The sequence below is a fragment of the Cytobacillus firmus genome (assembly GCF_023657595.1).
Classification (GTDB): domain Bacteria; phylum Bacillota; class Bacilli; order Bacillales; family Cytobacillaceae; genus Cytobacillus; species Cytobacillus firmus_B.
In genome coordinates this window covers 3,045,162-3,068,930 of the sequence record NZ_CP098323.1, presented here as the reverse complement: position 1 = coordinate 3,068,930, position 23,769 = coordinate 3,045,162, and the positions used below count along the sequence as shown (strand labels likewise).

General features: G+C 41.9%; 24 protein-coding genes and 1 riboswitch. Of the genes, 15 read left to right on the top strand and 9 right to left on the bottom strand.

Translation table 11 applies throughout. The features are described from left to right. Nucleotides 1-14 precede the first annotated feature (14 nt). From NAF01_RS15505 to NAF01_RS15485, 5 genes are all read left to right on the top strand, one after another. Nucleotides 15-3,698, top strand: a complete 3,684-nt coding sequence (locus tag NAF01_RS15505) for a nitrate reductase subunit alpha (protein ID WP_048009990.1) — start codon at nt 15-17, stop codon at nt 3,696-3,698. Further along, nucleotides 3,688-5,235, top strand: a complete 1,548-nt coding sequence (narH, locus tag NAF01_RS15500) for a nitrate reductase subunit beta (RefSeq protein ID WP_048009991.1) — start codon at nt 3,688-3,690, stop codon at nt 5,233-5,235. The genes NAF01_RS15505 and narH overlap by 11 nt, the downstream gene beginning before the upstream one ends. Continuing rightward, complete coding sequence (gene narJ, locus NAF01_RS15495; protein ID WP_048009992.1) at nt 5,210-5,767, top strand: nitrate reductase molybdenum cofactor assembly chaperone; 558 nt, start codon at nt 5,210-5,212, stop codon at nt 5,765-5,767. Before narH ends, narJ begins: the two co-directional genes overlap by 26 nt. After that, nucleotides 5,764-6,474: a respiratory nitrate reductase subunit gamma gene (narI, locus tag NAF01_RS15490; RefSeq protein ID WP_048009993.1), complete on the top strand. Its 711-nt coding sequence runs from the start codon at nt 5,764-5,766 to the stop codon at nt 6,472-6,474. The genes narJ and narI overlap by 4 nt, the downstream gene beginning before the upstream one ends. 70 nt (nt 6,475-6,544) lie before the next feature. Beyond that, nucleotides 6,545-7,021, top strand: coding sequence for a hemerythrin domain-containing protein (locus NAF01_RS15485; protein ID WP_048009994.1), 477 nt, complete (start codon nt 6,545-6,547; stop codon nt 7,019-7,021). Nucleotides 7,022-7,055: 34 nt separating this feature from the next. Here the strand turns inward: NAF01_RS15485 and NAF01_RS15480 are convergent, their stop codons facing one another. Continuing rightward, nucleotides 7,056-8,549: a nitrate/nitrite transporter gene (locus NAF01_RS15480; protein ID WP_048009995.1), complete on the bottom strand. Its 1,494-nt coding sequence runs from the start codon at nt 8,547-8,549 to the stop codon at nt 7,056-7,058. A 310-nt stretch (nt 8,550-8,859) separates the two neighbouring features. On the opposite strand from NAF01_RS15480, the gene NAF01_RS15475 reads away from it, so the two are divergent. Next, entirely contained in the window at nt 8,860-9,045 is a 186-nt protein-coding gene (locus NAF01_RS15475) for a hypothetical protein (protein WP_156185167.1), read from the top strand. A 429-nt stretch (nt 9,046-9,474) separates the two neighbouring features. Here NAF01_RS15475 and NAF01_RS15470 read toward each other — a convergent pair whose 3' ends face one another. Continuing rightward, nucleotides 9,475-10,026, bottom strand: coding sequence for a DUF3231 family protein (locus NAF01_RS15470; protein ID WP_048009997.1), 552 nt, complete (start codon nt 10,024-10,026; stop codon nt 9,475-9,477). A gap of 150 nt (nt 10,027-10,176) precedes the next feature. Here NAF01_RS15470 and NAF01_RS15465 point away from each other — a divergent pair, with 150 nt between their 5' ends. The 6 genes from NAF01_RS15465 to NAF01_RS15440 all read left to right on the top strand — a co-directional run bounded on the left by NAF01_RS15465 (nt 10,177) and on the right by NAF01_RS15440 (nt 14,828). Further along, entirely contained in the window at nt 10,177-10,722 is a 546-nt protein-coding gene (locus NAF01_RS15465) for a general stress protein (RefSeq protein WP_250800764.1), read from the top strand. A 150-nt stretch (nt 10,723-10,872) separates the two neighbouring features. Further along, a complete protein-coding gene (locus tag NAF01_RS15460; RefSeq protein WP_048009998.1) occupies nt 10,873-11,226 on the top strand; it encodes a VOC family protein in 354 nt (117 codons plus the stop codon). Between the two features lie 56 nt (nt 11,227-11,282). Next, nucleotides 11,283-12,179: a GNAT family N-acetyltransferase gene (locus NAF01_RS15455; protein ID WP_048009999.1), complete on the top strand. Its 897-nt coding sequence runs from the start codon at nt 11,283-11,285 to the stop codon at nt 12,177-12,179. Between the two features lie 54 nt (nt 12,180-12,233). Then, entirely contained in the window at nt 12,234-13,010 is a 777-nt protein-coding gene (locus NAF01_RS15450) for an aminoglycoside adenylyltransferase domain-containing protein (protein WP_250800763.1), read from the top strand. Between the two features lie 163 nt (nt 13,011-13,173). Then, a complete protein-coding gene (locus NAF01_RS15445) occupies nt 13,174-13,686 on the top strand; it encodes a DUF1572 family protein (protein WP_048010001.1) in 513 nt (170 codons plus the stop codon). A gap of 326 nt (nt 13,687-14,012) precedes the next feature. Then, complete coding sequence (locus NAF01_RS15440; RefSeq protein ID WP_197216728.1) at nt 14,013-14,828, top strand: lipid II flippase Amj family protein; 816 nt, start codon at nt 14,013-14,015, stop codon at nt 14,826-14,828. Nucleotides 14,829-14,864: 36 nt separating this feature from the next. On the opposite strand, the gene NAF01_RS15435 is transcribed toward NAF01_RS15440, so the two are convergent. From NAF01_RS15435 to NAF01_RS15410, 6 genes are all read right to left on the bottom strand, one after another. Continuing rightward, a complete protein-coding gene (locus NAF01_RS15435) occupies nt 14,865-15,467 on the bottom strand; it encodes a DedA family protein (protein ID WP_163141007.1) in 603 nt (200 codons plus the stop codon). Nucleotides 15,468-15,816: 349 nt separating this feature from the next. Continuing rightward, entirely contained in the window at nt 15,817-17,127 is a 1,311-nt protein-coding gene (locus NAF01_RS15430) for a hemolysin family protein (protein WP_163141004.1), read from the bottom strand. A gap of 123 nt (nt 17,128-17,250) precedes the next feature. Further along, nucleotides 17,251-17,622: a MerR family transcriptional regulator gene (locus NAF01_RS15425; protein ID WP_048010004.1), complete on the bottom strand. Its 372-nt coding sequence runs from the start codon at nt 17,620-17,622 to the stop codon at nt 17,251-17,253. A 168-nt stretch (nt 17,623-17,790) separates the two neighbouring features. Next, the gene (locus tag NAF01_RS15420; RefSeq protein WP_048010005.1) at nt 17,791-19,014 is read right to left on the bottom strand and encodes a dicarboxylate/amino acid:cation symporter; all 1,224 of its coding nucleotides are present in this window, start codon (nt 19,012-19,014) and stop codon (nt 17,791-17,793) included. Between the two features lie 150 nt (nt 19,015-19,164). Continuing rightward, a riboswitch (cyclic di-AMP (ydaO/yuaA leader) is annotated at nt 19,165-19,309 on the bottom strand. Between the two features lie 109 nt (nt 19,310-19,418). Further along, nucleotides 19,419-19,604 (bottom strand): hypothetical protein, encoded by a 186-nt coding sequence (locus NAF01_RS15415; RefSeq protein ID WP_048010006.1) that lies wholly within the window; start codon nt 19,602-19,604, stop codon nt 19,419-19,421. A 107-nt stretch (nt 19,605-19,711) separates the two neighbouring features. Further along, entirely contained in the window at nt 19,712-20,236 is a 525-nt protein-coding gene (locus NAF01_RS15410; protein ID WP_250800762.1) for a GNAT family N-acetyltransferase, read from the bottom strand. A gap of 121 nt (nt 20,237-20,357) precedes the next feature. Here NAF01_RS15410 and NAF01_RS15405 point away from each other — a divergent pair, with 121 nt between their 5' ends. From NAF01_RS15405 to NAF01_RS15395, 3 genes are all read left to right on the top strand, one after another. Further along, nucleotides 20,358-20,807, top strand: coding sequence for a GNAT family N-acetyltransferase (locus tag NAF01_RS15405; protein ID WP_222499628.1), 450 nt, complete (start codon nt 20,358-20,360; stop codon nt 20,805-20,807). 31 nt (nt 20,808-20,838) lie between these two features. Next, nucleotides 20,839-21,363, top strand: coding sequence for a DinB family protein (locus NAF01_RS15400; RefSeq protein ID WP_250800761.1), 525 nt, complete (start codon nt 20,839-20,841; stop codon nt 21,361-21,363). Between the two features lie 146 nt (nt 21,364-21,509). Beyond that, on the top strand, nt 21,510-22,676 hold the full coding sequence (locus NAF01_RS15395; RefSeq protein ID WP_250800760.1) for an endonuclease: 1,167 nt from the start codon (nt 21,510-21,512) through the stop codon (nt 22,674-22,676). 156 nt (nt 22,677-22,832) lie between these two features. Here NAF01_RS15395 and NAF01_RS15390 read toward each other — a convergent pair whose 3' ends face one another. Then, entirely contained in the window at nt 22,833-23,693 is an 861-nt protein-coding gene (locus tag NAF01_RS15390) for a phosphotransferase (RefSeq protein ID WP_250800759.1), read from the bottom strand. Nucleotides 23,694-23,769 lie beyond the last annotated feature (76 nt).

Here is a 23,769-nt window from a genome sequence, read left to right as displayed (position 1 = left end):
AGGGATGATTAAGATTGACTAAAAAAATACCGCCGTTTTTGAGGAAATTGCGTTACTTTGGAAAATCGGAGGACATAACAGATCATGCCACCGTTTCACCTTATGACCGGGAAACTGAGAAAATTTACAGGAGACGATGGCAGCACGATAAGGTAGTGAGAACAACCCATGGTGTAAACTGCACGGGGTCCTGCAGCTGGAAGGTGCATGTCAAGGACGGAATTATCACATGGGAGACCCAGCAGACAGACTATCCTACCACAGGGCCTAATATGCCGGAGTATGAACCGAGGGGATGTCCAAGAGGTGCAACGTTTTCATGGTATACATACAGTCCCATTCGGATCCGTTATCCATATGTCCGCAGCGCTTTGATTGAGCTGTGGAGAGAGGCTTATAAAGAGCATAAAGATCCGGTTGAAGCCTGGAAAAGCATTGTAAATGATCCAGATAAGTCTGCCAGATATAAATCAGCGAGGGGTAAAGGCGGTTTTGTCCGCTCAAGCTGGGATGAATTGAACACGCTGATTTCGGCCTCACTGATTCATACAATCGAAGAGTTTGGACCTGATCGGATTTTTGGCTTCTCGCCGATCCCAGCCATGTCAATGGTCAGCTATGCGGGCGGTGCGAGATTTTTAAATCTGATTGGGGCATCACTCTTAAGCTTCTATGATTGGTATGCAGATTTGCCTCCTGCTTCACCGCAGATCTGGGGGGAACAGACCGATGTGCCGGAGAGCTCGGATTGGTATAATTCCAGCTATTTAATGGTTTGGGGCTCCAATCTGCCGCAGACACGGACTCCGGATTCGCACTTCATGGTGGAAGCCCGCTATCGCGGAACTAAAGTGGTGGCTGTAAGCCCTGACTATGCTGAATTCGTTAAGTTTGCCGATAAATGGCTGCCTGTACAGGCGGGCATGGACGGAGCCATCGCCATGGCGATGACTCATGTTATTTTGAAGGAGTTCTATGTTGACCAGCAGGTGGACTATTTTAATAACTATGTTAAGCAATATACAGATCTGCCTTATCTTCTTGTGTTAAAGAAAAATGGTGACTTTTATCAGGGAGATAAGTTTTTAAGAGCATCAGATATTGGCAGAAAAACAGAGAACGGGGAATGGAAAACCGTAGTGCTCGATAAGAACACAAAAGAGTTTGCCGTTCCTAATGGCAGCATAGGACACCGCTGGGAAAATAACCAGAGCTGGAATCTTCATTTAAAAGACAGTGATAATGAACTGGATGGCATAGACCCGGTTCTTACCCTTAAGGGTATGGAAGATGAAGTTGTAATGGCCGGATTTCCGTTCTTCGGGACAGAGAAAAAAGAAGTGTTAAAGCGTGGGATTCCTGTTAAAAAGTTTAAAAAGGACGGGGAAACCTATGTGGTGACAACCGTTTTTGATATGCTTCTGGCCAATTGCGGCGTGAATCGGGATTTGCCTGGAGATTACCCGAAGGATTACGATGATCCGAAGCCTTATACACCTTCATGGCAAGAAGGCATCACAGGGGTGAACAGGAAGGATTGTGCACAGATTGCAAGAGAGTTTGCTCAAAATGCCATCGATTCAAAGGGAAGGTCCATGATTATCATGGGATCGGGAATTAATCATTGGTACCATTCGGATATGATTTACCGCGCCATTTTGAATATGGTTCTCCTTACTGGCTGCCAGGGTGTAAATGGAGGAGGATGGGCGCATTACGTAGGCCAGGAAAAAGTCCGGCCGCTTGAAGGCTGGCAGACCGTTGCCATGGCGAGGGACTGGGGCGGCCCGCCAAGGCTCCAGAACGGGACTTCCTTTTTCTATTTTGCAACTGAGCAATGGCGCTATGACAATCAAATGTCTGATGAATTAATTTCACCGCTCGTCGACAAACCGACTTATAAGCATCCAGGTGATTATAATGTCCTTTCTGCAAGACTCGGGTGGCTGCCGTCCTATCCGCAGTTTAATGAAAATTCCATTAAAATTGCCGAAAAAACTGGACTGACAGACAAAGATGAAATCATTCAATCGGTCGTCAGGCAGCTGAAGGAAGGTACACTGAAGTTTGCCATCGAAAATCCGGAGGATCCGAAAAACTTTCCGAAGGTCCTGTTTGTGTGGCGGGCCAACCTGATCGGAAGCTCTGCCAAGGGACATGAATATTTCCTGAAGCATCTTCTGGGTACACATCATGGAAACTTGAGCGAGCAGAATGAGGAAGACCTGACCAATGAAATCAGCTGGGTGCAGGAGGTGCCTGAGGGCAAGCTTGATCTGATGATCGACTATGACTTTAGAATGTGCGGAACCGGCTTATACTCTGATATTATCATGCCGTCTGCGACCTGGTATGAAAAATATGATGTTTCGAGCACGGATATGCACCCTTTTATCCATCCGTTCAATCCGGCGATTACTCCTCCATGGGAAGCCAAATCGGACTGGGACGCATTTAAAAATCTGGCGAAGCGTTTTTCTGAAATGGCAGGAAAGTATTTTAAAGAGCCGATTACCGATCTTGTGGCAACACCGCTCTTGCATGATTCCAGGGACGAAATCTCCCAGGCATACGGGAAAATACCGGACTGGAAAAATGGGGATGCAGAGCCACAGCCGGGCGTTAATATGCCTAGGCTTCATCTGGTGAAAAGAGATCTTTCGAAGGTGTATGACAAGTTCATTGCACTCGGTTCGAATGTAAAAGAATCAATCGGATCAAAAGGAATCGGGTGGGATGCTGCCAAAGAATATGAAAAGCTGAAGGCCATGATTGGCACAGCTTCACAGACAAAGGATTACAAAGACCTGCCAAGCCTATATACGGATCGGAATGCAGCTGAGACGATTCTGACATTGTCCAGCACAACCAATGGTTCGCTTGCGATGAAAGCCTGGGGGGCATTAGAAAAGAAAACAGGATTGCAGCTGAAGGATTTGGCGGAGGAAAGGGCAGAAGAGCATGTGTCCTTTGCAGAAATTACAGCTCAGCCAAGGAAGGTTATTTCATCTCCGGTATTCAGCGGAACGGAAACCGGAAACCGGCGTTACAATCCTTTTACCACAAATGTGGAGCGCCTAGTGCCATGGAGGACCCTGACGGGCAGGCAGCATATTTACATGGATCATGATTTAATGCTGGAGTTTGGCGAAGAGCTTCCGAACTTTAAGGCGCCGCTCCATAAGCTTGCTTTCTACAAAGGTGATCATGAGCCTGCAGGCAAAGGAAATGAAATCACCCTTAGCTATTTAACACCGCATTTTAAGTGGTCGTATCACAGCACATACGGAGATACGCTCCCAATGCTGACCCTTTTCCGCGGCGGGCCGCATGTCTGGCTCAATAATGAAGATGCTGCGTCTGTCGGCATAGAGGATAATGACTGGATTGAGATGTATAACCGGAACGGTGTCGTCGTGGCCAGAGCTGTGGTCAGCCACAGAATGCCACAGGGAATCGTGTTCATGTATCACGTTCAGGAACGCCACATTAATGTGCCTGGTTCCCCTATCACCAAACAGCGCGGAGGCACCTTTAACAGCCCGACAAGAATCCATGTGAAGCCGACTCAAATGATTGGCGGCTATGCTCAGTTTAGCTACGGATTTAATTACTATGGACCAACTGGGAACCAGAGGGATGAAAAGGTGGTTATCCGGAAAATGAACAGGGATGAGGTGGATTGGCTTGAAGATTAAAGCGCAGTTCGGGATGGTCATGAATCTTGATAAATGCATCGGCTGCCATACCTGCAGTGTGACCTGTAAAAACACCTGGACGAACCGTCCGGGTGTTGAATACCAATGGTGGAACAATGTGGAGACCAAGCCGGGCATCGGCTATCCGAAGGAATGGGAAAACCAGGAGCTGAGAAAAGGCGGGTGGGCGCTGAAAAATGGGAAGCTGGAGCTGAAGGCAGGCGGCCGCGTCAATAAACTGCTCAATATCTTCTATAACCCTGACCTTGCCGATATTGATGATTATTATGAGCCCTGGACATATGACTATGAAAACCTGATTCAGAGCCCTGAGAAAAAACATCAGCCGGTAGCAAGGCCAAAGTCCCAGCTGACAGGTGAGTATATGGACATCCAATGGGGCCCGAACTGGGAGGATGACCTCGCAGGTGTGCATGTAACCGGAAAGAAGGATCCGAACATGGCTGGGCTGGATGATCAAATTAAATTTGAATTTGAACAGGCATTTATGATGTATCTGCCGAGGATTTGTGAGCACTGCATGAATCCTTCCTGCGTGTCTTCCTGCCCATCAGGAGCCATGTACAAGCGGGAAGAAGACGGTATTGTGCTTGTGGACCAGGAAGCATGCCGCAGCTGGCGGTTCTGTATGACGGGATGTCCGTATAAAAAAGTCTATTTTAACTGGAAGACCCATAAAGCTGAAAAATGCACCTTCTGTTATCCGAGAATTGAAGCAGGGCTGCCAACTGTCTGTTCGGAAACCTGTGTCGGCAGGCTTCGCTATATCGGGATTGTCCTATATGATGCCGATAAAGTGAAGGAAGCGGCATCTGTTCCTGATGATAAAGATTTATACGAAGCCCAGCTGGATATGTTCCTGGATCCTCATGATCCGGAAGTAATTAAGGAAGCGAAAAAAGAAGGCATTCCGGATGATTGGATTGAAGCCGCGCAAAGATCGCCAGTTTATAAAATGGCCGTGGAACAGCGGATTGCGCTTCCGCTTCATCCTGAATATCGCACGCTGCCGATGGTTTGGTATGTTCCGCCGCTAAGCCCATTTGTGAATGCGTTCGGAGGACAACTTGATGATTTGGATCCAAACATCATTTTCCCAACGATTAACCAGTTCAGGATCCCAATCGAGTATTTAGCCAATTTGTTCACAGCAGGTGATACAGAAGTGATTAAATCTGTGCTTAAAAAGCTTGTTGCGATGCGGACCTATATGCGCCAGATCAACCTGGGAAAAGAACCGGACACAAGCGTACTGCAAGCATCGGGAATGACAGAAGAGACAGCTCGCGATATGTATGAACTCTCAGCTATTGCCAAGTATTCCGACCGATATGTGATCCCAGCTTCCCATAAAGAAAGAATCGGTGATATGCACAAAATGCAAGGAAATGCCGGCTTTGATGATTTGGCCACAGACTGTAATTCCTGCAGTGTCGGTTCCGAAAGAGATCCGCTTTACTATTACGGCGAGGAATATTGGAGTGATTTGGATGAATCAAAGCCAAGCGGTCTATAATTTAGCATCTGTCCTGCTTCAGTACCCATCCAGTGAATGGAAAGACTATTTGCCTGACCTGCATAGTGAAGCGGACTCCCTGGATGATAAGCAAATCGCCGCCAGCCTGAAGAAATTTTTGAACTATCTGGACAGTACTGCTTATGAGAATCTGTGCCAAAATTATGTCCTGACCTTTGATTTTAATGAACGCAGCACCTTGTACCTGACATATTCCGTGTTTAAAGATAATCGGGAGAGAGGGCCGGCGCTGGTTAAATTGAGGCAGGAATTCAAGGAGGCGGGGGCAGAGCTCGAGAGCGGCGAGCTTCCGGACTATCTGCCGCTTATTTTGGAATTTGCGGCTATTACGGAACCTGAGAAATCAGCTAAGCTGCTGAAGCTGCACTTTCGGTCAATTGAGCGCCTGTCTTTGGAACTTGAAGCCCAGAACAGTCCTTATCACTTCCTGCTGGCGGCATGTGTCGACTGCATCAAGCTGCTTCGCGCATCTGATACAATTGGCAGCTCGGATGAAAGGAGAATCATATGAGCAGTCTTGATCTGTTTTTATGGGTGATTTTCCCTTATATTTGTCTGACGATATTCGTGCTCGGGCATATTTACCGTTACAATACAGACCAGTTTGGCTGGTCGGCTAAATCAAGTGAATTCCTGGAAAAGAAAAAGCTTAAATGGGGCAGCATTCTGTTCCATTGGGGCATTGTCTTCGTGTTTTTCGGTCATGTAGCAGGCGTATTGATACCTAAAGTATTCTACGATACTGTGGGGATTACGGAGCATATGTATCATTTTGGCGCCGTCTGGTTTGGCGGAGCGGCTGGAGTCATTTGCGTAATCGGCGGTGCATTGCTATTTGCAAGACGTGCATCCGTAAAACGGATTAAAGTGAACAGCCAATTCAAAGACTGGCTATCACTCGTTATGCTTGGCATTGTGGTCATCGTCGGTTTTACCAACACAGTCGGATACACGGCATCCGGAGGGGATTTCGATTACAGGGTGACCATTGGCCCATGGTTTAGAGGGCTTTTAACCTTTAACCCGGATCCCGCCTATATGATCGGAGCGCCGATCGGCTTCCAGGCACATGTATTGCTGGCATTTGTCCTATTTGCCATCTGGCCATTTACAAGGCTGGTTCATGTGTGGAGCCTGCCTTTGGCTTATCTGAAAAGGAGATATCTTGTGTATCGGAAAATGTCGCCTGCTAAAAATCAGGATGTAACTAAGCGCTAAAAGAAATAAGGAGCGGAAAGGCTTCATCGTGATACAGCCTTTCTTTTTCCTTTACAAGGAGGAATTATTGTTGGCAGGCCCAGCGTTAAAAAACCATTATTCACACCAATCCATTCATGACGGGTATTATACGGAAGGCCGCGATCTCACTGAAGTGCTCGTTAAACTGGATCGTGAAGGCAGAGAGAAGGAGTGCGGGATTGCTGCAGAGGCTCTCGTGGAGCATTGGGAGACCAGAACCATTGCCCATGCGGATTCCGAAGAGGAAGGGTTTTATCAGGAGGTTATGAACGATAAACCGGACCTGAAGGAGGAAGTCATTAAGCTGATCAGAGATCATGATCTCTTAAGAATGCTTGTTTCTGATCTGAAGGAAAGAATTCCGCGTGATGGAGTAACGGAAGAAGTGATTGACCGTTTTAAAACCATTCTCCTGCTGGTGGATATTCACAATCGTGCAGAGGAAAGAGTGTTATTCGGAATGAACCATAAAGGACATTTGCAAGAGTTGCGTGAAAACGATGAAGGAACCGCATCTGGCCTATAAAGTAGAAAACAGCTCCCATGGAGGAAGCTGTTTTTTATTTTTTTGAGATATCGCTGAACATCGCAACATGCAGCTTTGGTTCTTCTGCATCATTTTTGATGGTACTGATGGTTAGCCACTCTGGAAAGATCTCTCCGTTTTTCTTTTTGTTCCAGATTTCACCCTGCCAATATCCTTTCGTCTCAATTTCCTCCCACATCTGCTTATAAAAATCTTTTGTATGTTTTCCTGACTGCAGGATTGCAGGTGTTTTGCCGACCGCTTCCTCCGGTGTATATCCAGTAACCTTTGTAAAGGCAGGATTTACTTTTTTAATAATTCCTTTTAAATCGGTAATCATCATGCCGGACTCAGTACTTTCAAGGACCTGTTTCGATAAGCTGAGTTTATCCTGGTAGTAAAGCCAAACGACCAGAATTAAGCTTGCAAGGGCAAATTCGGATAATGCCATAAAACCAATGGCATAATGCCCGGTCCAATCGAACAGGATGGTTAAAATAATCGGCGGGAAAAATCCGCCAAGTCCCCCCATAGCAGCAACTATCCCATTGACAATCCCGGCTTGTTTGGAAAAATACATGGGCACAAGTTTAAATATCGTACCATTTCCGATTCCTGCACAAATTGCTACACCGAGACATCCAACTGTGTAGATCGGAAGTGATGGCGTGAAGGATAGGAGAAAGCCGCCGAATGTCAGCCCGGAGAATACAAGCATCAAAATGACAAAGGAATTGAATTTATCCCCAAGCCAACCGCCGACAGGGCGCAAAAAGGTAGCAATTGCAATAAAGCCGGCCGTCCGAAGTCCTGCATCCACTTTATCCAGTCCAAAGTGATTTACAAGGAAATTGGGCAAATAAATGGTAAAAGCTACGAAGGATCCGAACGTGATGAAATAAAACAAACTTAACAGCCATAACTTGGGATTGCGGTAAACACTTTTAATCTGCTCCCCGAGAGACACCTGGACTTTCTTTTCCTTACGGTCACCAAGCAGGAAGTTTAATACCGCAATGAGTGCTAAAAGGATGATAAAGAACTGCACCGTAATTCGCCAGCCGAAGCTGTTTGCCAGTACCGGCGCCAAAAAAGCGGTTAATGCTGTGCCGATGTTGCCGGCGCCATAAATGCCGTTTACAAAACCGTGCCGTTCTTTTGGATAGTATTTGGGCAAGGAGGTAACACCGACAGAGAAAACTGCTCCGCCTATTCCCAGTAAAAGCCCTCCGAGGATGAGGGTCATCTTCGTACCTGCTAAACTGATCACAAACACAGGCAGAATCAAGACAATGAAGCTTATGGTAAAAATAGGCCTTGCACCATACCGGTTGGTCCAGTAGCCGATTGGGACTCTTAATAAAGACCCCAATATGACAGGGATGGCCGTGACTAACGCCACCTCTCCCGGCTTGAGGGCAATATCGGACTGGATATAGGGCATAAGTGAGGAAAGAATGACCCACACCATGAAGCCGACAACCAAACTTCCTGTCTGCAGAACTAATTGAAAGCTTCCTTTTTGCATAACACTCTCCTTTCATGTATGAAAATGCATGTGTGAACGTGATGTATATAGGGCAATCTTAGTTTTAAAATACCCAAATGCTTACAGGTCAACCATACTTTTTACGAGACCATAACCTGAGTTGACAAAATCGGGAACATGATCTTTGCATAGCAAATTGATGAATAAGGAAAAATATATTAAAACTTTGATTATCTGTTGGGGGAGATAAGTTCTTTACATTAAAAGCATTGAAAAAATAAAAGGCGGTTCATTGTATGTATTGGTTTCCTTATCTTTCATTGGCCATTAATCTCATGTAATCAGGTTTATGCCAAAACGTTTAACAAATAAAGAAATATACTTCAGCTGGGCTGTCATTGCTTTGATTAACTTAAGTACAGACGTAACGCTAAGTTTATATTTTCGGCTGTATGAGTTAAACGGAGGGGGAGTACAGCTGGGGGTTCATATCATTGAATTAACTCTTGGGGCATCATTTGGGATCATCTTTTAATTTTATGCCGGAAAGCAGGCGTTCTTTTTTCTTTTATACAGCAGCCTGGGTCATTTTTTCGGTGCTTTTCGAAATGGTTACGTTAAGCTGGATTTTATCAATTATATCTCCTGGAAATGGTGGTATTCTGCATTCTACTATTTCGCTGCTTTTATATTTGTCCTGGCATTTGCATTATATCAGGTCAAATTAGAGCTTCCTGCTATTGCCGAAAGCTCACAGCCTGTCTTTATTCCTTTCCATTCTGTTATCGAAGAATTTCCTGGCCTCGCCTTTTATCATTCTTCTTATCGTACCTAATATTTTCATGTTCATCACCACTATAGGAATACGCGGAAGAAAATATTCTGTGCCAGTCCGTGTATCGGCTTAAATGAATAAAAGACTCCTGCTCCGATGATCAGAGGCAGCAGTCTATCAGAGCGGGTATTAATTTCTTTCAGGAGTGCCAGGCGGCATATAGCTTGGCGGGATTCTCAGCCATCCTCTTTCCTTCATTAAATTCTTAAGAGGGGATGCTATTTCCATTAAGTGCACCTGTAAGGAAAAGAACATTAACCCCACATCTGTTCTGACTGTTTTACTCATAGCCTGTGCACAGAAGGTTATGCTTGCTGCGAGTTTTACAGATATTAAATTAGCTATTTCATCTTCCGTTAACTTTACACCTTCAGGAACAGAATCCGGGTTGGAAAGTGGTTTTTCGGCATTAGTTAAAGGCAGCGGCACCCCTTCTTTAAGCAAAAAATCTTCAATCATTTTTGTGTCTGCCCTGCTTCCTTCAATGGAGGAGCGTATAATATGCAATAGTTCAGGATCTGTGGTCATATTTAAAGCAATATAGTAAAGGGAGTGGGCTTCATGGAATGCTGTATACAGAGTCCATAAATCCATAACCTCCCCGACATGAAGCGGCGGCTTTGGTTCGTTATCAACAAAATTCTTAATGGTTTCCTTAATGGCCTCGAATGGATTTTGCATTATTTCACTCCATAATATGTATTTTTTTTAGTTTTACCGAAATGCACAATTTCATTCGATTTAAGGAAGGGACTTATTTTTTGAAACTATATTTGAGAATATTCGTAATACATGAGGAGCAGTTCTTACTCGGAAAAGGGGGATTTCAGATTGAGAAATAGAGTGCTGAAGAGACTTTCATATCTTTTTACCGGAGAATCAATGAGTCTTATCATGTTTTTATTCATCAGTTACCTGGTGAACTATACATATCCGGATCTCCATTTATATTCACTTTTTTCTTTCTGGTCATCATTTCTGCTGCTGGAGCTCATATTGCTTCAGGGCTCCATTTATTGGGTTGTAAAATGGAAGCGATTAAAAAGAGAAAATACGTCAGTTGCCCCGATCAGGCTTATACAGCGGCTAAGAGTTTCCGAGAAATGGAATTTAGGCATAATTACAGTGATTCCAGGTGCATTCATGGCAGACTACATGATATGGCATCCTGCAGTTCCGCTGGGGCTTGTGATTGCCGGCTTTATCTATGTCTTTGCCATTCTGGAGTATATCAACTATTTTCATATTCAGCTATCCTATGACAATCGCTCTGACATTAACAGCCTTAAACAGACTAAGCGATTTAAACAGGCTTGCTTGAGCAAGGATTTTAAGAGGCTGGAGCATTTAAAAGCTGATGGGAGGAAATTAGGGTGAGGATATGGAACATATACGATATAGTATTGGTGGAATCAACATGATTGGTCATGTGGTTTTAAGCAGCTTGTCTTGATTTTGCTGAAATTCTATCAATCGAAATGGTTATTAGAAAAATACATATTAAATAGTTGAAAGCAGGAGATTGCAATGGCAAAAGTAGTTGGGTTTGAATTAAACTGTCAGGATCCGGAAAAAGCAGCTGAGTTTTATTCCAAAGTTTTTAACTGGGAGATAGAAGAGCCGAAGTGGGGGTATCGGCCCGTCCATACTGAAGGAACTCAAAATCAAGCAATTAATGGGGGAATCAGTAAAGGACCAAGTGATTACCCGCATGGAACCAGGATTCAGATTGAAGTAGAATCGATTGATGAAACCATATCACTTGCAACAGAGAATGGAGCAATGGTTGTAAGAGCTAAAATGGAATTTGATGACTTTTACCTTGCCTATTTGGCGGATCCGGTTGGGCTGGGGATTGGACTAATACAGAAAAAGCGATAATGGAGAAGGATTAAGGTGCCTGCCTTGTTTCTGTCACGGTAAAGGAGAACGTTAAAATGGAAATATTGATTGAAAAAGCAATGATGAAAGATGCAGTGCGGTTAACAGACATTATGAAAGCTGCATTTGATGAGGAAGCTCAAAAATGGCTTACAGGTGATGAACAAATATCAGATTTTAATATTCAGCCTCCCGGATATGATTCCCTGCAAATGACGAAATATATGATTCAGGAACTGGATTATTATAAAGTAATTTATAAAAATGAAATAGCAGGCGGGATTATCGTTACGATTTCCGGAAAATCATATGGACGGATTGATCGGATTTTTATGCGGCCTGATCTACAGGGGTGCGGAATTGGTTCAGCTGTCATTACGTTTATAGAAAATCATTATCCCTATGTGAAGGCATGGGAACTCGAAACATCGGCCAGACAAATCAATAATCATCACTTCTACGAGAAAATGGGCTTTCAATTATCTTTTAAAACGGATGAAGAGTATTGTTATGAGAAACGAACCGGTCCTTCGAAACAGGATCTTAGAGATTCTCAATTTGAGAACTCCGATATGGGAAACACTGAATTTTACAAAGTGAATATGGCGGAAAGTTCGTTCAGCAACAGCAGCCTGAGTAAAGCACATTTCAGCAATTGTAATTTAAGTCATTCAAAGTTTCAAAATATTAATCTCCAAAAAACGCTGTTTGCCGACTTGAATCTATCCGAAAGCAGGTTCATGCATGTTACATTAAGCGGAGTGCAATTTACTGAGACAAATCTTCGGGGTGGAGAGAATCCCGTTTCCTTTCATGGATGTAACCTGGAAGGGAGTAAAATAACGAACTGCCGTTTGAAAAATGTTGAAGTTTCCGATAGCAGCATTGCTGGAATGAAGATCAATGGTATTCCGGTGGAAGAATTATTGCGTGTTTATGAACAAAATAAATGAGGGCCGCACGATTCTGTATTATGATAACTTGAAATGAAGCGGGGAGCTTTTGGCATGAGTAAGCCTGATGTAATGGAAATGGTTAATCAGTTATTAGAAGAAGCAAAGTTCCTATTAAAGGATAATTTTAAAGGTTTTTATTTGCATGGCTCACTGGCGATGGGCGGATTTAACCCTGATAGAAGTGATGTTGATATTTTAGTTGTAACGTATCATTCCTTGTCATCTGTTATTAAAAGTAAGATGGCAAAGTTACTCTTAAAGTGCTCCAATGCACCATTCCCCATTGAAGTCAGCTTTTTGAATGAAAAAGATCTCATCAATTGGCAGCATCCATGTCCGTTTGATTTTCACTATAGTGAATTTTGGCGGGAGAGATTTGAAGAAGAAGTGGATCCGCATAGCGTTTCAGGTTATGATCCTGACTTGGCTGCTCATATTACAATCCTTCATCATCGAGGGATTTGTGCTGCTGGCGAATCTATAAAAGCAACCTTTCCTAATGTGCCGAGAGAGGACTACCTGTCTTCTATCCTGGGGGATTATCGTGATTGCCTTGAAAATCTTAAAGAGGATCCTGTTTATAGTGTCTTAAATATGATTCGGATATATTGGTATCTCAAGGAAGATGTTATATCATCCAAGTATGAAGCCGGGGAGTGGGCACTGAAGTCAATGCCGGATGAGTTTATATCTGCTATTCAAAAGATAGTGGGAATATATAGTTCAGCTGCAAATGATCATACTGACATAGATTTTACTAAGCTTTATGATTTAAGAGATTATATTGATGGTGAAGTCCAGAAGCTGCTAAGCTGGTATGGCACTTAGTCGAGAGGAACAATGGCGAAAAGGCGAGTGATAAAGGGAATTGGTGGTTAATCCTGCGTCTGCTTTTGCTCCGAAAACGGCTTCCTCTGACTGCATCTTTTATTTTTCCCATTATGTACCTAATGAGTCACGATCTTACTGAAGATAAAAAGGAGGTCATACTATGAGCTTAGGTTCAACATATCTAAAGATCGTAAAGAAAAGATTTCAGGCTGTGAAGGAATTGGCGGATATAACCATTCAGCGGCTTTCCGGGGAGGAGTTGAATTGGACTTTCAATGAAGAGTCCAATAGTACAGCAGTAATTATCAGGCATATGAACGGCAATATGGTTTCACGGTGGACAGATTTTTTGATCTCAGATGGAGAAAAGCCTTATCGAAACAGAGATGAGGAATTTTCAACAGCTACTGCTTCAAAAGATGAACTAATTTTGATTTGGGAAAGAGGGTGGAAGGTGCTGTTTTCCGCGTTAGAAAGTTTAAAAGAGCAGGATCTTCTTAAAAATATCACTATTCGAGGCGAGAGCCATCTAGTTATAGATGCAATAGAAAGGCAGATGGCACATTATTCTTACCATGTTGGACAGATTGTTTATATCGGCAAACTAATAAAAAGTGGTGAGTGGGAAAGCCTCAGTATTCCTAAAGGGAAATCAGATCAATTTCTTAAGTAAATGCTCGACAAACATAATGACGGTAAATAGGCATTGTGTCCATCTAAAATCGAAGGAAAGTCATTCAGTAAATAAAAGCATAACGATCTTGGCAGGCATTATTTTAATTTCTCTTTATATGTTATTTCTCTAAAATTTTGATTGGATTCCGTTTAGTTCTTTTCTATTAGGCATGTTGATGCTGGTGATAAGATTGTAAGAGCGGGAGAAAGGGGAATGTGGATATGGTATATAGGTATTTTTGAAACTGTATTTATCTTTTCATCGCACTTCAATCATTCCCAACATAATGGTATAATCAGGAAAAAATGAAAGAAGTGTTCTTTTTGGATCTAATTACGGGGAAAATCCTGTTTACTTCCTTATTCATCATTCTTATACATAGTATTGAAACACTGGCCTATGCTGTCCGATTATCGGGTGCCAGGGTCAAGCTGATCGCATCAGGGCTTTCTTTGTTCAGTACCATTGTCATTGTTTCACGAATGGCGAACATGGGGCAGCAGCCGCTGCTTGGGAGTATTATTGATACTGCTCCAGAACAAAACTTTCTCGGTTACGTTGAAAATCAGTTCAGGGTGTTAATTGGGGCATCCACAATAGGGACCATCGTTGGAATTTTGCTGCTGCCGACATTCATAGCGATTTTCTCAAGAGCCATTATCCGTCTCGCCGATGCAGAAGGGTCAGTGCCTTCGCTGCTAAAAGTCGGGTTTAGCTTGAAATCGGCAAAGACAGCAATCAGCCATTTTAAGTTTCCGGGAATCTCCTATTTAAATGGACTTAAATTCAGTGAAATACCCAAACGGCTATTTTTATTCAATATGTTTGTAACCGCCATCTATACAATTGGAGTGCTGTCAGCACTATATGCTTCGCTGCTTACACATGATAGCTCAAGAACAGCGATTATGGCATCTGGCCTGATAAACGGTGTAGCAACAATCCTGCTATCGATTTTTGTAGACCCAAAAATTTCTGTCATGTCAGATAATGTGGTGCGCGGAAAAGCCAAGTATACGAGTTTAAAAGGAATCTCCATTATGATGGTTACCTCCAGATTGATCGGGACTGTCCTTGCTCAGATCATATTTATACCCGGGGCCTATTATATTGCCTGGGCTTCAAAGTTTTTTGTATAGAAAAAACGGCACTGCTCATTCAGTGCCGTTTTCGATTTAGATACTTTTGCTCTTGCGCTTGCTGATGAATTTGTAAGCAAAGAAAATAATGAGTCCCGCAAGGATAATCAGGACTAGAGGAAGGGCGTAGCTATTGAAAATTTCCTCTGCTTCTTTATAATGAGGGCCAAGTTTAAACCCAAGATAAACATAGAATGCGGTAATCGGAAGCATTGCCAGGAATGTATAGATTGAGAACTTCCACACATTCATTTTGGCCATTCCGCATGGAATCGATATTGCTGTACGGACAACCGGCATAAAGCGGGCAAAGAAAGCGACCCCAGAACCGTACTTCTCAAAGAACTTGTCCGAAGCATCAATCTGTTTTTGTGAAACTAAGAAGTATTTTCCGTATTTTAAAACCATGGGACGGCCGCCATATCGGCCCAGCGCATATAATGTCAGCGGCCCGATCGTTCCTCCCACAGTGCCTGCTAATACAACCAGATAATAATTAAAGTCACCCTGGAAGACCCAAAAGCCGGCCAAAGGGAGAACCACTTCTGCCGGAACAAATTCAAAGCAGAGGGCAAGCAATATTCCAAAGTAAGAGAACTGTTTTAAAAATTCAATTAAGCTGATAACAATTTCTGACATAGCCACACATCCTGTAAATTTATAAAAAGGTAATTCTTCAAGTACATAAGTCAGTCTAACGGGTAATAGGAAAACAATCAAGTATTTATCGCTGTCTAACGGTCAGTAAGACCCCGCTTCAAGACTCAGAAGAACCAAAGGAGGATAAGTGGGGGTCAAACTGCCCGTAAAGGCCCGAAAGAAGGATAAAGACTAAGAACGCCACGTCCTGTGGCAACGTCTTTGTGACCCACTTCCTGTGGGCCTCAACTAACAATCAGCAGGGAGAAAAGCACTCCCTGCTGATTGTAGTTTCACTTTATATAGACACAAAAATGGCGGCTGCCGAAATCGGAGCCGCCGTTTTTTCTTAAGCTAACTGGGGCTTGCTTTTAAAAACCTCCAGATAATGAAGCTGGTGTCCATCTTTTTCGTGGACTTTAAAAGTAAATCCATCCGCTTCAATCTCTGTTCCTATCTCTGCTTCCATATGCTGTGTAAGGAACCAGCCGCCAATAGTATCTACGTCTTCATGCTCAAAATCCGTGCCAAGCAGATTATTGACATCTTCAATAAGAAGCTTGGAATCAAGGATATAATGGTTATCGTTTAGCTTTCGTATCTCAGGAACTTCATCTTCATCAAATTCATCACGGATCTCACCGACTATTTCTTCAAGAATGTCTTCAACGGTCACCAATCCGGAAGTTCCGCCATATTCATCCATTAAAATGGCAATATGAATGCGTTCCTTTTGCATTTTGACAAGCAGGTCATGAATTGGAATGCTTTCAATGACATGGATGACCGGGTTAATAAAGGAGTCAAGATCAAGATTCTCCGGGGTAATCCTGTCTGTAAGACTGGCTGTCAGAAATTCTTTTACATTAATAAACCCGCGGATATTATCCTTATCCCCATCTTCAACAGGGTATCGCGTGTAATTTTCTGTTTGGATGGTTTGCATAATTTCTGCCAGTGTATGATCTGAAGCAATCGTAATCATCTCTGTTCGCGGCACCATGATTTCTTTTGCAATTCTTTCATCAAATTCAAAGATATTGTTCACGTACTTTAATTCATTCTTATTGATCTCACCGCTCTTATAACTCTCGGATAAAAGAATTCGCAGTTCTTCTTCAGAATGGGCCATTTCATGCTCAGAAGCCGGCTTTAAACCAAATAGGCCAACGAGTACCCGGGCAGATCCATTTAAGAACCAAATGAATGGGAACATCACTCGGTAGAACCAGATAATCGGTGCTGCGAACGCCATTGTAACTGCTTCCGCTTTCTGAATGGCAACGGTTTTAGGTGCAAGCTCTCCTACAACGACATGCAGGAAGGTGACTAAAGCAAAGGCAATACCAAATGATAAAATATGGGTAAGGGACTCTGCTATTTCAAACCTCTCAAATAACGGATGCAATAACTTTTCAACCGTTGGCTCACCAAGCCAACCGAGACCTAATGCGGTGATAGTAATCCCCAATTGGCAGGCCGATAAATATTCATCGAGGTGCGTGACGACTCTCTTTGCCGCTATAGCCCTTTTATTCCCTTCAGCAATCAGCTGATCAATTCGGGAAACACGGACCTTTACAATCGCAAACTCGGTTGCTACGAAGAATGCGGTTAATGCTATTAATAATGCAATCAATAATAAATTTATGGTTGTCAACAAGCAGTCTTACTAAAAAGTAAGACATACACCTCCTAAAATGGTAATAATACTTAATAAGTTCACTACTTAAATTGTGCCCAAACAAATATGCATAATGCTCCAAAATTCAAAAAACCAATATTAGTTCAGCAATAAAAGCAGTGACTGAATTAATGATAAGCTTTCATGTGAAATATTTTTTTTAACGTATTCATATTTTTCCGGATCTGATTTTTTCAGCTGAGAAAGTGCTTTCGTTACATCCTCCTCCAGATCCTGAATTTTTAGCCTTAGCTCAAGAACATCTACCTCTTCAGAAAATTGGCTGATGACTTTTTTCTTGATTTCCTCCAATGACAAACCATCCGCTTTACATTTCTCGATGAAAGCAATACGTTCGATGGAGGAGTGGTCATAATAGCGATAATTTGAAGGTGAACGTTCTGCTTCTAAAAGACCCAGGGAAGTATAGTAATCAATCGTTCTCTTCGTAACCTTTGCTTTTTCAGCCAATTCTCCTATTCTTAACTTCTCAGCCCCATGAGGTTTCCTCCAAACTGTTACGTGATGGTTATGAATCTAATTATACTAAACTATCATAGAAAAGCAATGAAATTGAATGAAGAAGGGGAGGAAGAGCTCCGAAAAAAATAACACCGGATAACCGGTGTTATTTTTTGATCAGGCTTTAACAGCCTCTTTTTTTGCTTCTGTTTCCGCGACAATCACTGCACAAGCAGCATCGCCTGTAATATTGACAGCTGTTCTCGTCATATCAAGCAGACGGTCAATACCAATGATTAATGCGATACCTTCAACCGGAAGGTTAACGGAGTTAAGAACCATCGCCAGCATGATCAGGCCGACACCCGGCACACCTGCAGTACCAACGCTGGCAAGCACTGCGGTAAGAACAACCGTGATAAGCTGGGTGAGTGATAAATCCACATTGAATACCTGTGCGATAAATATAGTGGCAACACCCTGCATGATGGCTGTTCCATCCATGTTAATCGTTGCACCAAGCGGCTGCACAAAGCTGCTGATTGATTCAGGAACTTTCAGATTTTTTTGGGCAGTACTCATCGAAATCGGCAATGTGGCATTACTGCTTGAAGTACTGAACGCTACTCCCATGGCAGGTGCAAATCCCTTAAAGAAGGTTAATGGATTTCTTTTTGCAATGAGTGCTATTGAACCGCCATAGGTGATAATGGCATGGACAAGAAGGGCAAGAACAACCACGATCATATAAAGTCCCATTGCCTTAATGGCATCGAGACCCTGGCTTCCAACAGCAGAAACAATAAGTCCGAATGTTCCATATGGCGCAAATTTCATAACCAGATTAACAAGATACATCATTATGTCATTGCCCTGTTCAATCAGGTTTAAAATGCCTTTTGTTTTATTGCCGAGCATCGTTAAGGCAAATCCGACAAAAATGGAAAAAGTAATAATCTGAAGCATGTTTCCTTCCGTAAAGGCTTTTACCGGATTGGTCGGAATAATATTTAATAGTGTCTCTGAGACAGGCGGAGCTTCTTCAGATTCATACTCCACGTTTGTTACGTCAAATTCCCCGACATTTCCCGGCTGGAAGACATATGCCAAAGCTAGTCCGATAATAATCGCTATACTTGTAGTAACTAAGAAGTAGGATATCGTTTTGACACCTATTCTTCCTAATTTCTTTGGATCACCAAGCCCGGCTGTACCAAGAGTAATGGAAAAGAATACAATCGGGACAACCAGCATGTTGATTAAGTTTAAAAAGATTTTTCCAAGCGGTGTAAACACAAACTTGTCAAGCTCAGGAAATATTCCAGGCGCAAACAAATTAATCAGTAAACCTGTAATTCCCCCTGCAATCAAAGCAATAATAATTTTAGTAGATAATTTCATACGCTTTCCTCCAATGAATGATGTAAAAAAATGTAAAATATAGACACAGAAAATAATGTCCTTCCCTATATTACCCCCAAAAAACATAAACCTAACTTAAAAAAGGCAACAAAAAAACACAGAGGTAAAAACCACTGTGCATAGATGCAGTGTTTCCCTCTCAACACGCTTACGAGGTTAGCTGTCGGGTTCGGGTCTTGAGAGTACCCTACCTGTAAAAGGATTCACCCCAGGTACTTTTAAGAAAAAGTACAATTGGTTCCCCCGCTCAAATAAGATTAAGCGAAAAATATAATGTTTTTTTAATATATTAACAATAATCATAAAAGTTGTAAATCATAAGATTTTCTTATCCATGATTACTATTAAAAAAATAGTAGTTTTATAGAAAAGGACAAATACGATCAGAAGTTAAGCCAGCTCAAAAGAGGGTGTCTTTTTTTGTCCGTCACCTTCAGTTCCTTCTTATTCAGCTTGTCTTCATGTTCAGCCAGCCACTCTTTTAACTCCTCTTTATCCTTGCATTGCGTATAATAAGTCTCCCCGTTTTTCCCGGTGGCACTCACAACATATCTGCATGTATTTCCCATAATGCACCCTTTTCAAAGTAATTTCTTTTTGAATTATAACAAGATTTATGGGAATGTCCACTATATTTTTAATGAGTATGGGTACATGAATTATGGAAAAAATAATCCTATTTTCGCAAAACTGTAATAAAGCCGTCCAGAATATCGTGACTCACAGTAAATCCTTTGCTTTTATAAAATTCAAGGGCCTCTGTATTTCCATTTGATACATAAATAAAATAATCTTCCACATCATTAAATTGACTTAACCATTCCATCGACATGTTAAAAAGAACTGAACCAATTCCGTATTGCCGATAGCCATCTTTAATAAAGAATTGTGATAAGCAGCCAACATTTTCTTTCCTGACTGAAGTTAGATCAAAAAAAGTGGCGAAATCATTGGAGTAGGCTTTCTTAGGTGAAACATTAGAATAAACATAGCCCACGATTTCTTCGTCGTCCTTAACAATTACAATATAATTATGTATAGCAGATTTTACGGATGGAACCAATCTTGTTTCAAAATTCATGCTGTCAAAACGCTCAGGTGTTATATGTGCCTTAGATTTTTGAAAAGCCATCAGCTCATTGCATAAATCCCGGCAAAGGCTGATATTGTCTTCTGTTATCACTTCATAGTTTAAATTCATCCCATTCGTCCCCCTTTAGCTAACATTTTATATTGGAATGCCTATATTCGTCCAAAAAAAGAGGGAAAATATTTTTGATAGAGAAATTATTTTTTAAACTAATATAAGAAGAGGGACCATCATGATTAAGGAAATAAATATTAAAGACCGAAAAGCGGCTGAGCAGGTTCTAAGCGTACAGCTTCCCGCGTATAAAATTGAGGCTGAAATTATTGGTTATCCTGATTTGCCCCCTTTGAAAGATACTGCTAATACCCTGCAAATTACAGGAGAGACCTTTTTTGGGTATTTTACTGGTAAAAAATTATGCGGGGTGATTTCGTTTAAACAGGAGAAAGGTGTTTTAGATATACATAGACTCATTGTGCATCCTGAATATTTTAGAATGGGAATTGCACAAGAGCTGCTGAATTACATTGAACGGAGGCCGATGATTGAAAAAATGGTTGTCACAACCGGCTCTAAGAATACTCCAGCTGTCGCATTTTATCTGAAAAGTGGATTTAGGGAGGTTGAAAAAATAAAAATAAATGATTCACTGACTATTACTGCTTTTGAGAAATTATTATAGGAAAGCCGTGAAGGTTGAAAGGAGCGAATATATGAATTTTAACTTAAGAGAAGCTATTGAAATTCTTGAACGTACACCGGATACGCTGGATGCATTACTAAGCGGTCTATTTTCAGAATGGCTTTATGGCAATGAAGGGGAAGGCACGTGGAATGCAGCCGAAGTGGTTGATCATTTGATTGATGGCGAGGAGAAAAATTGGATTCCGCGACTGACATTTATTTTGCAGGAAGGGGAAAGCAAGCCATTTCCTCCCTTTGACCGTTTTGCTCATTTAAGTTTGTCAGAGGAACTGCCGCTTGAAGAAAAGCTTAAGATCTTTAAGACCCTTAGAATAAAAAATTTGGCCACACTGAGGGGGATGCCTGATCTGGAAACTCATTTCGAAAAGAAAGGGATTCACCCTGCATTTGGCCCAGTAAGAGTCAGGGAATTGATTTCCACTTGGGCTGTTCATGATCTTACGCATATTACACAGATTACAAGAGTATTGGCAAATAGGTACAGGACAGATGTTGGTCCTTGGATTGAGTATTTGGGCATTCTAAAAAAGTAAGCATTACACGATTGTTAAGTATTGTAAAACAGCGAAATTTCGGGACCAATACATCATGTCATGGCCGAGGGTGTTCATTTATACTAAGGGTTGATTGTGACTTTTCTGATTTCCAAGTCCTTTCAAAACATTATGGAGGCGAATGAATGCTGAATCGCAAGAGAAAAGGTCTGCTTTTATCGTTTATTCTATTTGCTGCCATTCTCATTGTAATGCAGCCCATCCAAGATTCAATAACAAAGGCAGCTGGGGGAGATGGGTCCTGGTCATCACCTTATTCGGTTTCACAGGGAATCAATGCACAAAATAACTCATCCAAAACTGTTCAAGGCTATGTGGTTGGACAGCCGACTGCAGCAAATACGGTTATCATCAGCGGGTTTCCAAATGACTATGCTTTAGCCTTGGCGGAAAGTCCATCAGAGACTAGCTTGGCTAAAATGATTTATGTTCAAATCCCATCCTCCTTTCGCTCAAGCTTTGGTTTGAAATCGAATCCATCTCTGATGGGAAAGAAAATGAAAGTTACGGGAACGCTGACTGCCTATTTTTCTCATCCGGGGCTTAAGGACGGTACTGCTTTTGAACTGGATAGTGGCGGCGGAGCAACTGACCCGGAACCCGGACCTGGCGGGTATTATGATGCTGCATATGGAAAAACAGGTCAGTCTTTAAAATCAGCTCTTCATAACATCATTGATGACCATACTGAAATTTCCTATTCCAATGTATGGGAAGCTCTTCGTGAAACAGACGAAGACCCGGCTAATCCGAATAACGTCATTCTCTTATATACCGGCCGTTCTCAGGGCAAATTCAACAATGGATCTGGAGTCAATGACTGGAACAGAGAACATGTGTGGGCTAAATCGCACGGAGACTTTGGCACAGCGATGGGGGCGGGAACTGACCTTCATCATTTGCGGCCAACAGATGTATCTGTAAATAGTTCGAGAGGAAATCTTGATTTTGATAATGGGGGGTCCCAGCATTCTGAAGCACTTGGAAATTACTATGACTCAGATTCCTGGGAACCAAGGGATGCTGTAAAAGGTGATGTAGCCCGGATGCTGTTTTATATGGCTGTCCGCTATGAAGGAGACAGCGGAGAAGTGGATCTGGAGCTAAACAATGCAGTCAACAACGGTTCTGCTCCTTATCATGGCAGAATGTCTGTCCTGCTAGAGTGGCATAAGGAAGATCCGGTCGATGATAAAGAACGAAGAAGAAACGAAATCATCTACTCTGATTACCAGCATAACCGCAATCCGTTTATAGATCATCCTGAGTGGGCATCTGCGATATGGGAATAATGCACTATCCGTTTTAGTAAATAATTCAGTTAAAATAGCATTTTAATTCACAGGTAAATTAGCACAGTAAAATACACACAAAAAAGCTCGGAGCATATGGCTCTTGAGCTTTATTTTTTGTATGTGACATATTCCAATAAAGTACTCAATGAATGCTTAATAATGATTAATGTCTTTTACGATTTCCTCCCAGTAATCCCAGGCTTCAAGGTATTCCTGAAAATCACTTGGATGATGTTTTATGCAAGTTGCCATTCTAAGATATAAACCAACTAGTGCCTCTTCATATAAAACAGAAGGATTTATTTCAGTTTTAGATTTCAAAAAGGCTGCTGCACTAAGAAGGGTTTCTTTTGTTAGTTCCTCTGGGGATGAACAAAAAGCATATATTAAATCATATAACGGCTCGCCAATAACAGGCGTCGGGTCAATTACACCACTTAATTCTCCATTACGAAAAATAAAATTATGTACTCCGCAATCCCCGTGCAGTAAAAATGGCTCTTTGCATTGGCTGTTTTTTTCAGCAAGCTCCAGTACGATATTATAATGACTAGTATCTAATCGTGAATGGAGAATTTTATTTGCTTCATTGATTTTATCAAGTATAAAACTCTGCCAAGATTCTGATGGCTGATCCGCCCAGCCCCAGCCTTCACTGTTTTCAACGGGTTTGTAATGATTTAAAAGCCCTTGCACCAGTGTTTGGAGGGTTTCTTTTTTGTTTTTTCTAACATAATTGGCAGTGCCTTCAATGAAGGAATAAATGATGTACTTGTATAATGGTTCAACGAATAAAAGTTTTGGCAATAAATCAGTCTTCTTGTAATCATTAAGGAAATTTGCCTCCGATTTAATAATTTGTGGTTCATTTTTCTTAATGACATACTTTATATCCTCAAAATGCAGAAGGTACAATTCACTTACCGTACCACCATTTAATTGTTCATGATAAGTTGGCTTTGAATGGAAAATGTTATTGTCCATTAGCTGATGTATTATTTCTTGTATATTCATATTTTCCCCCTTTCTAGGATACCTCTTCTGCTTCTCTCTATATATTAATATAAGTTACCTGTTGCTTGCTGTTTCT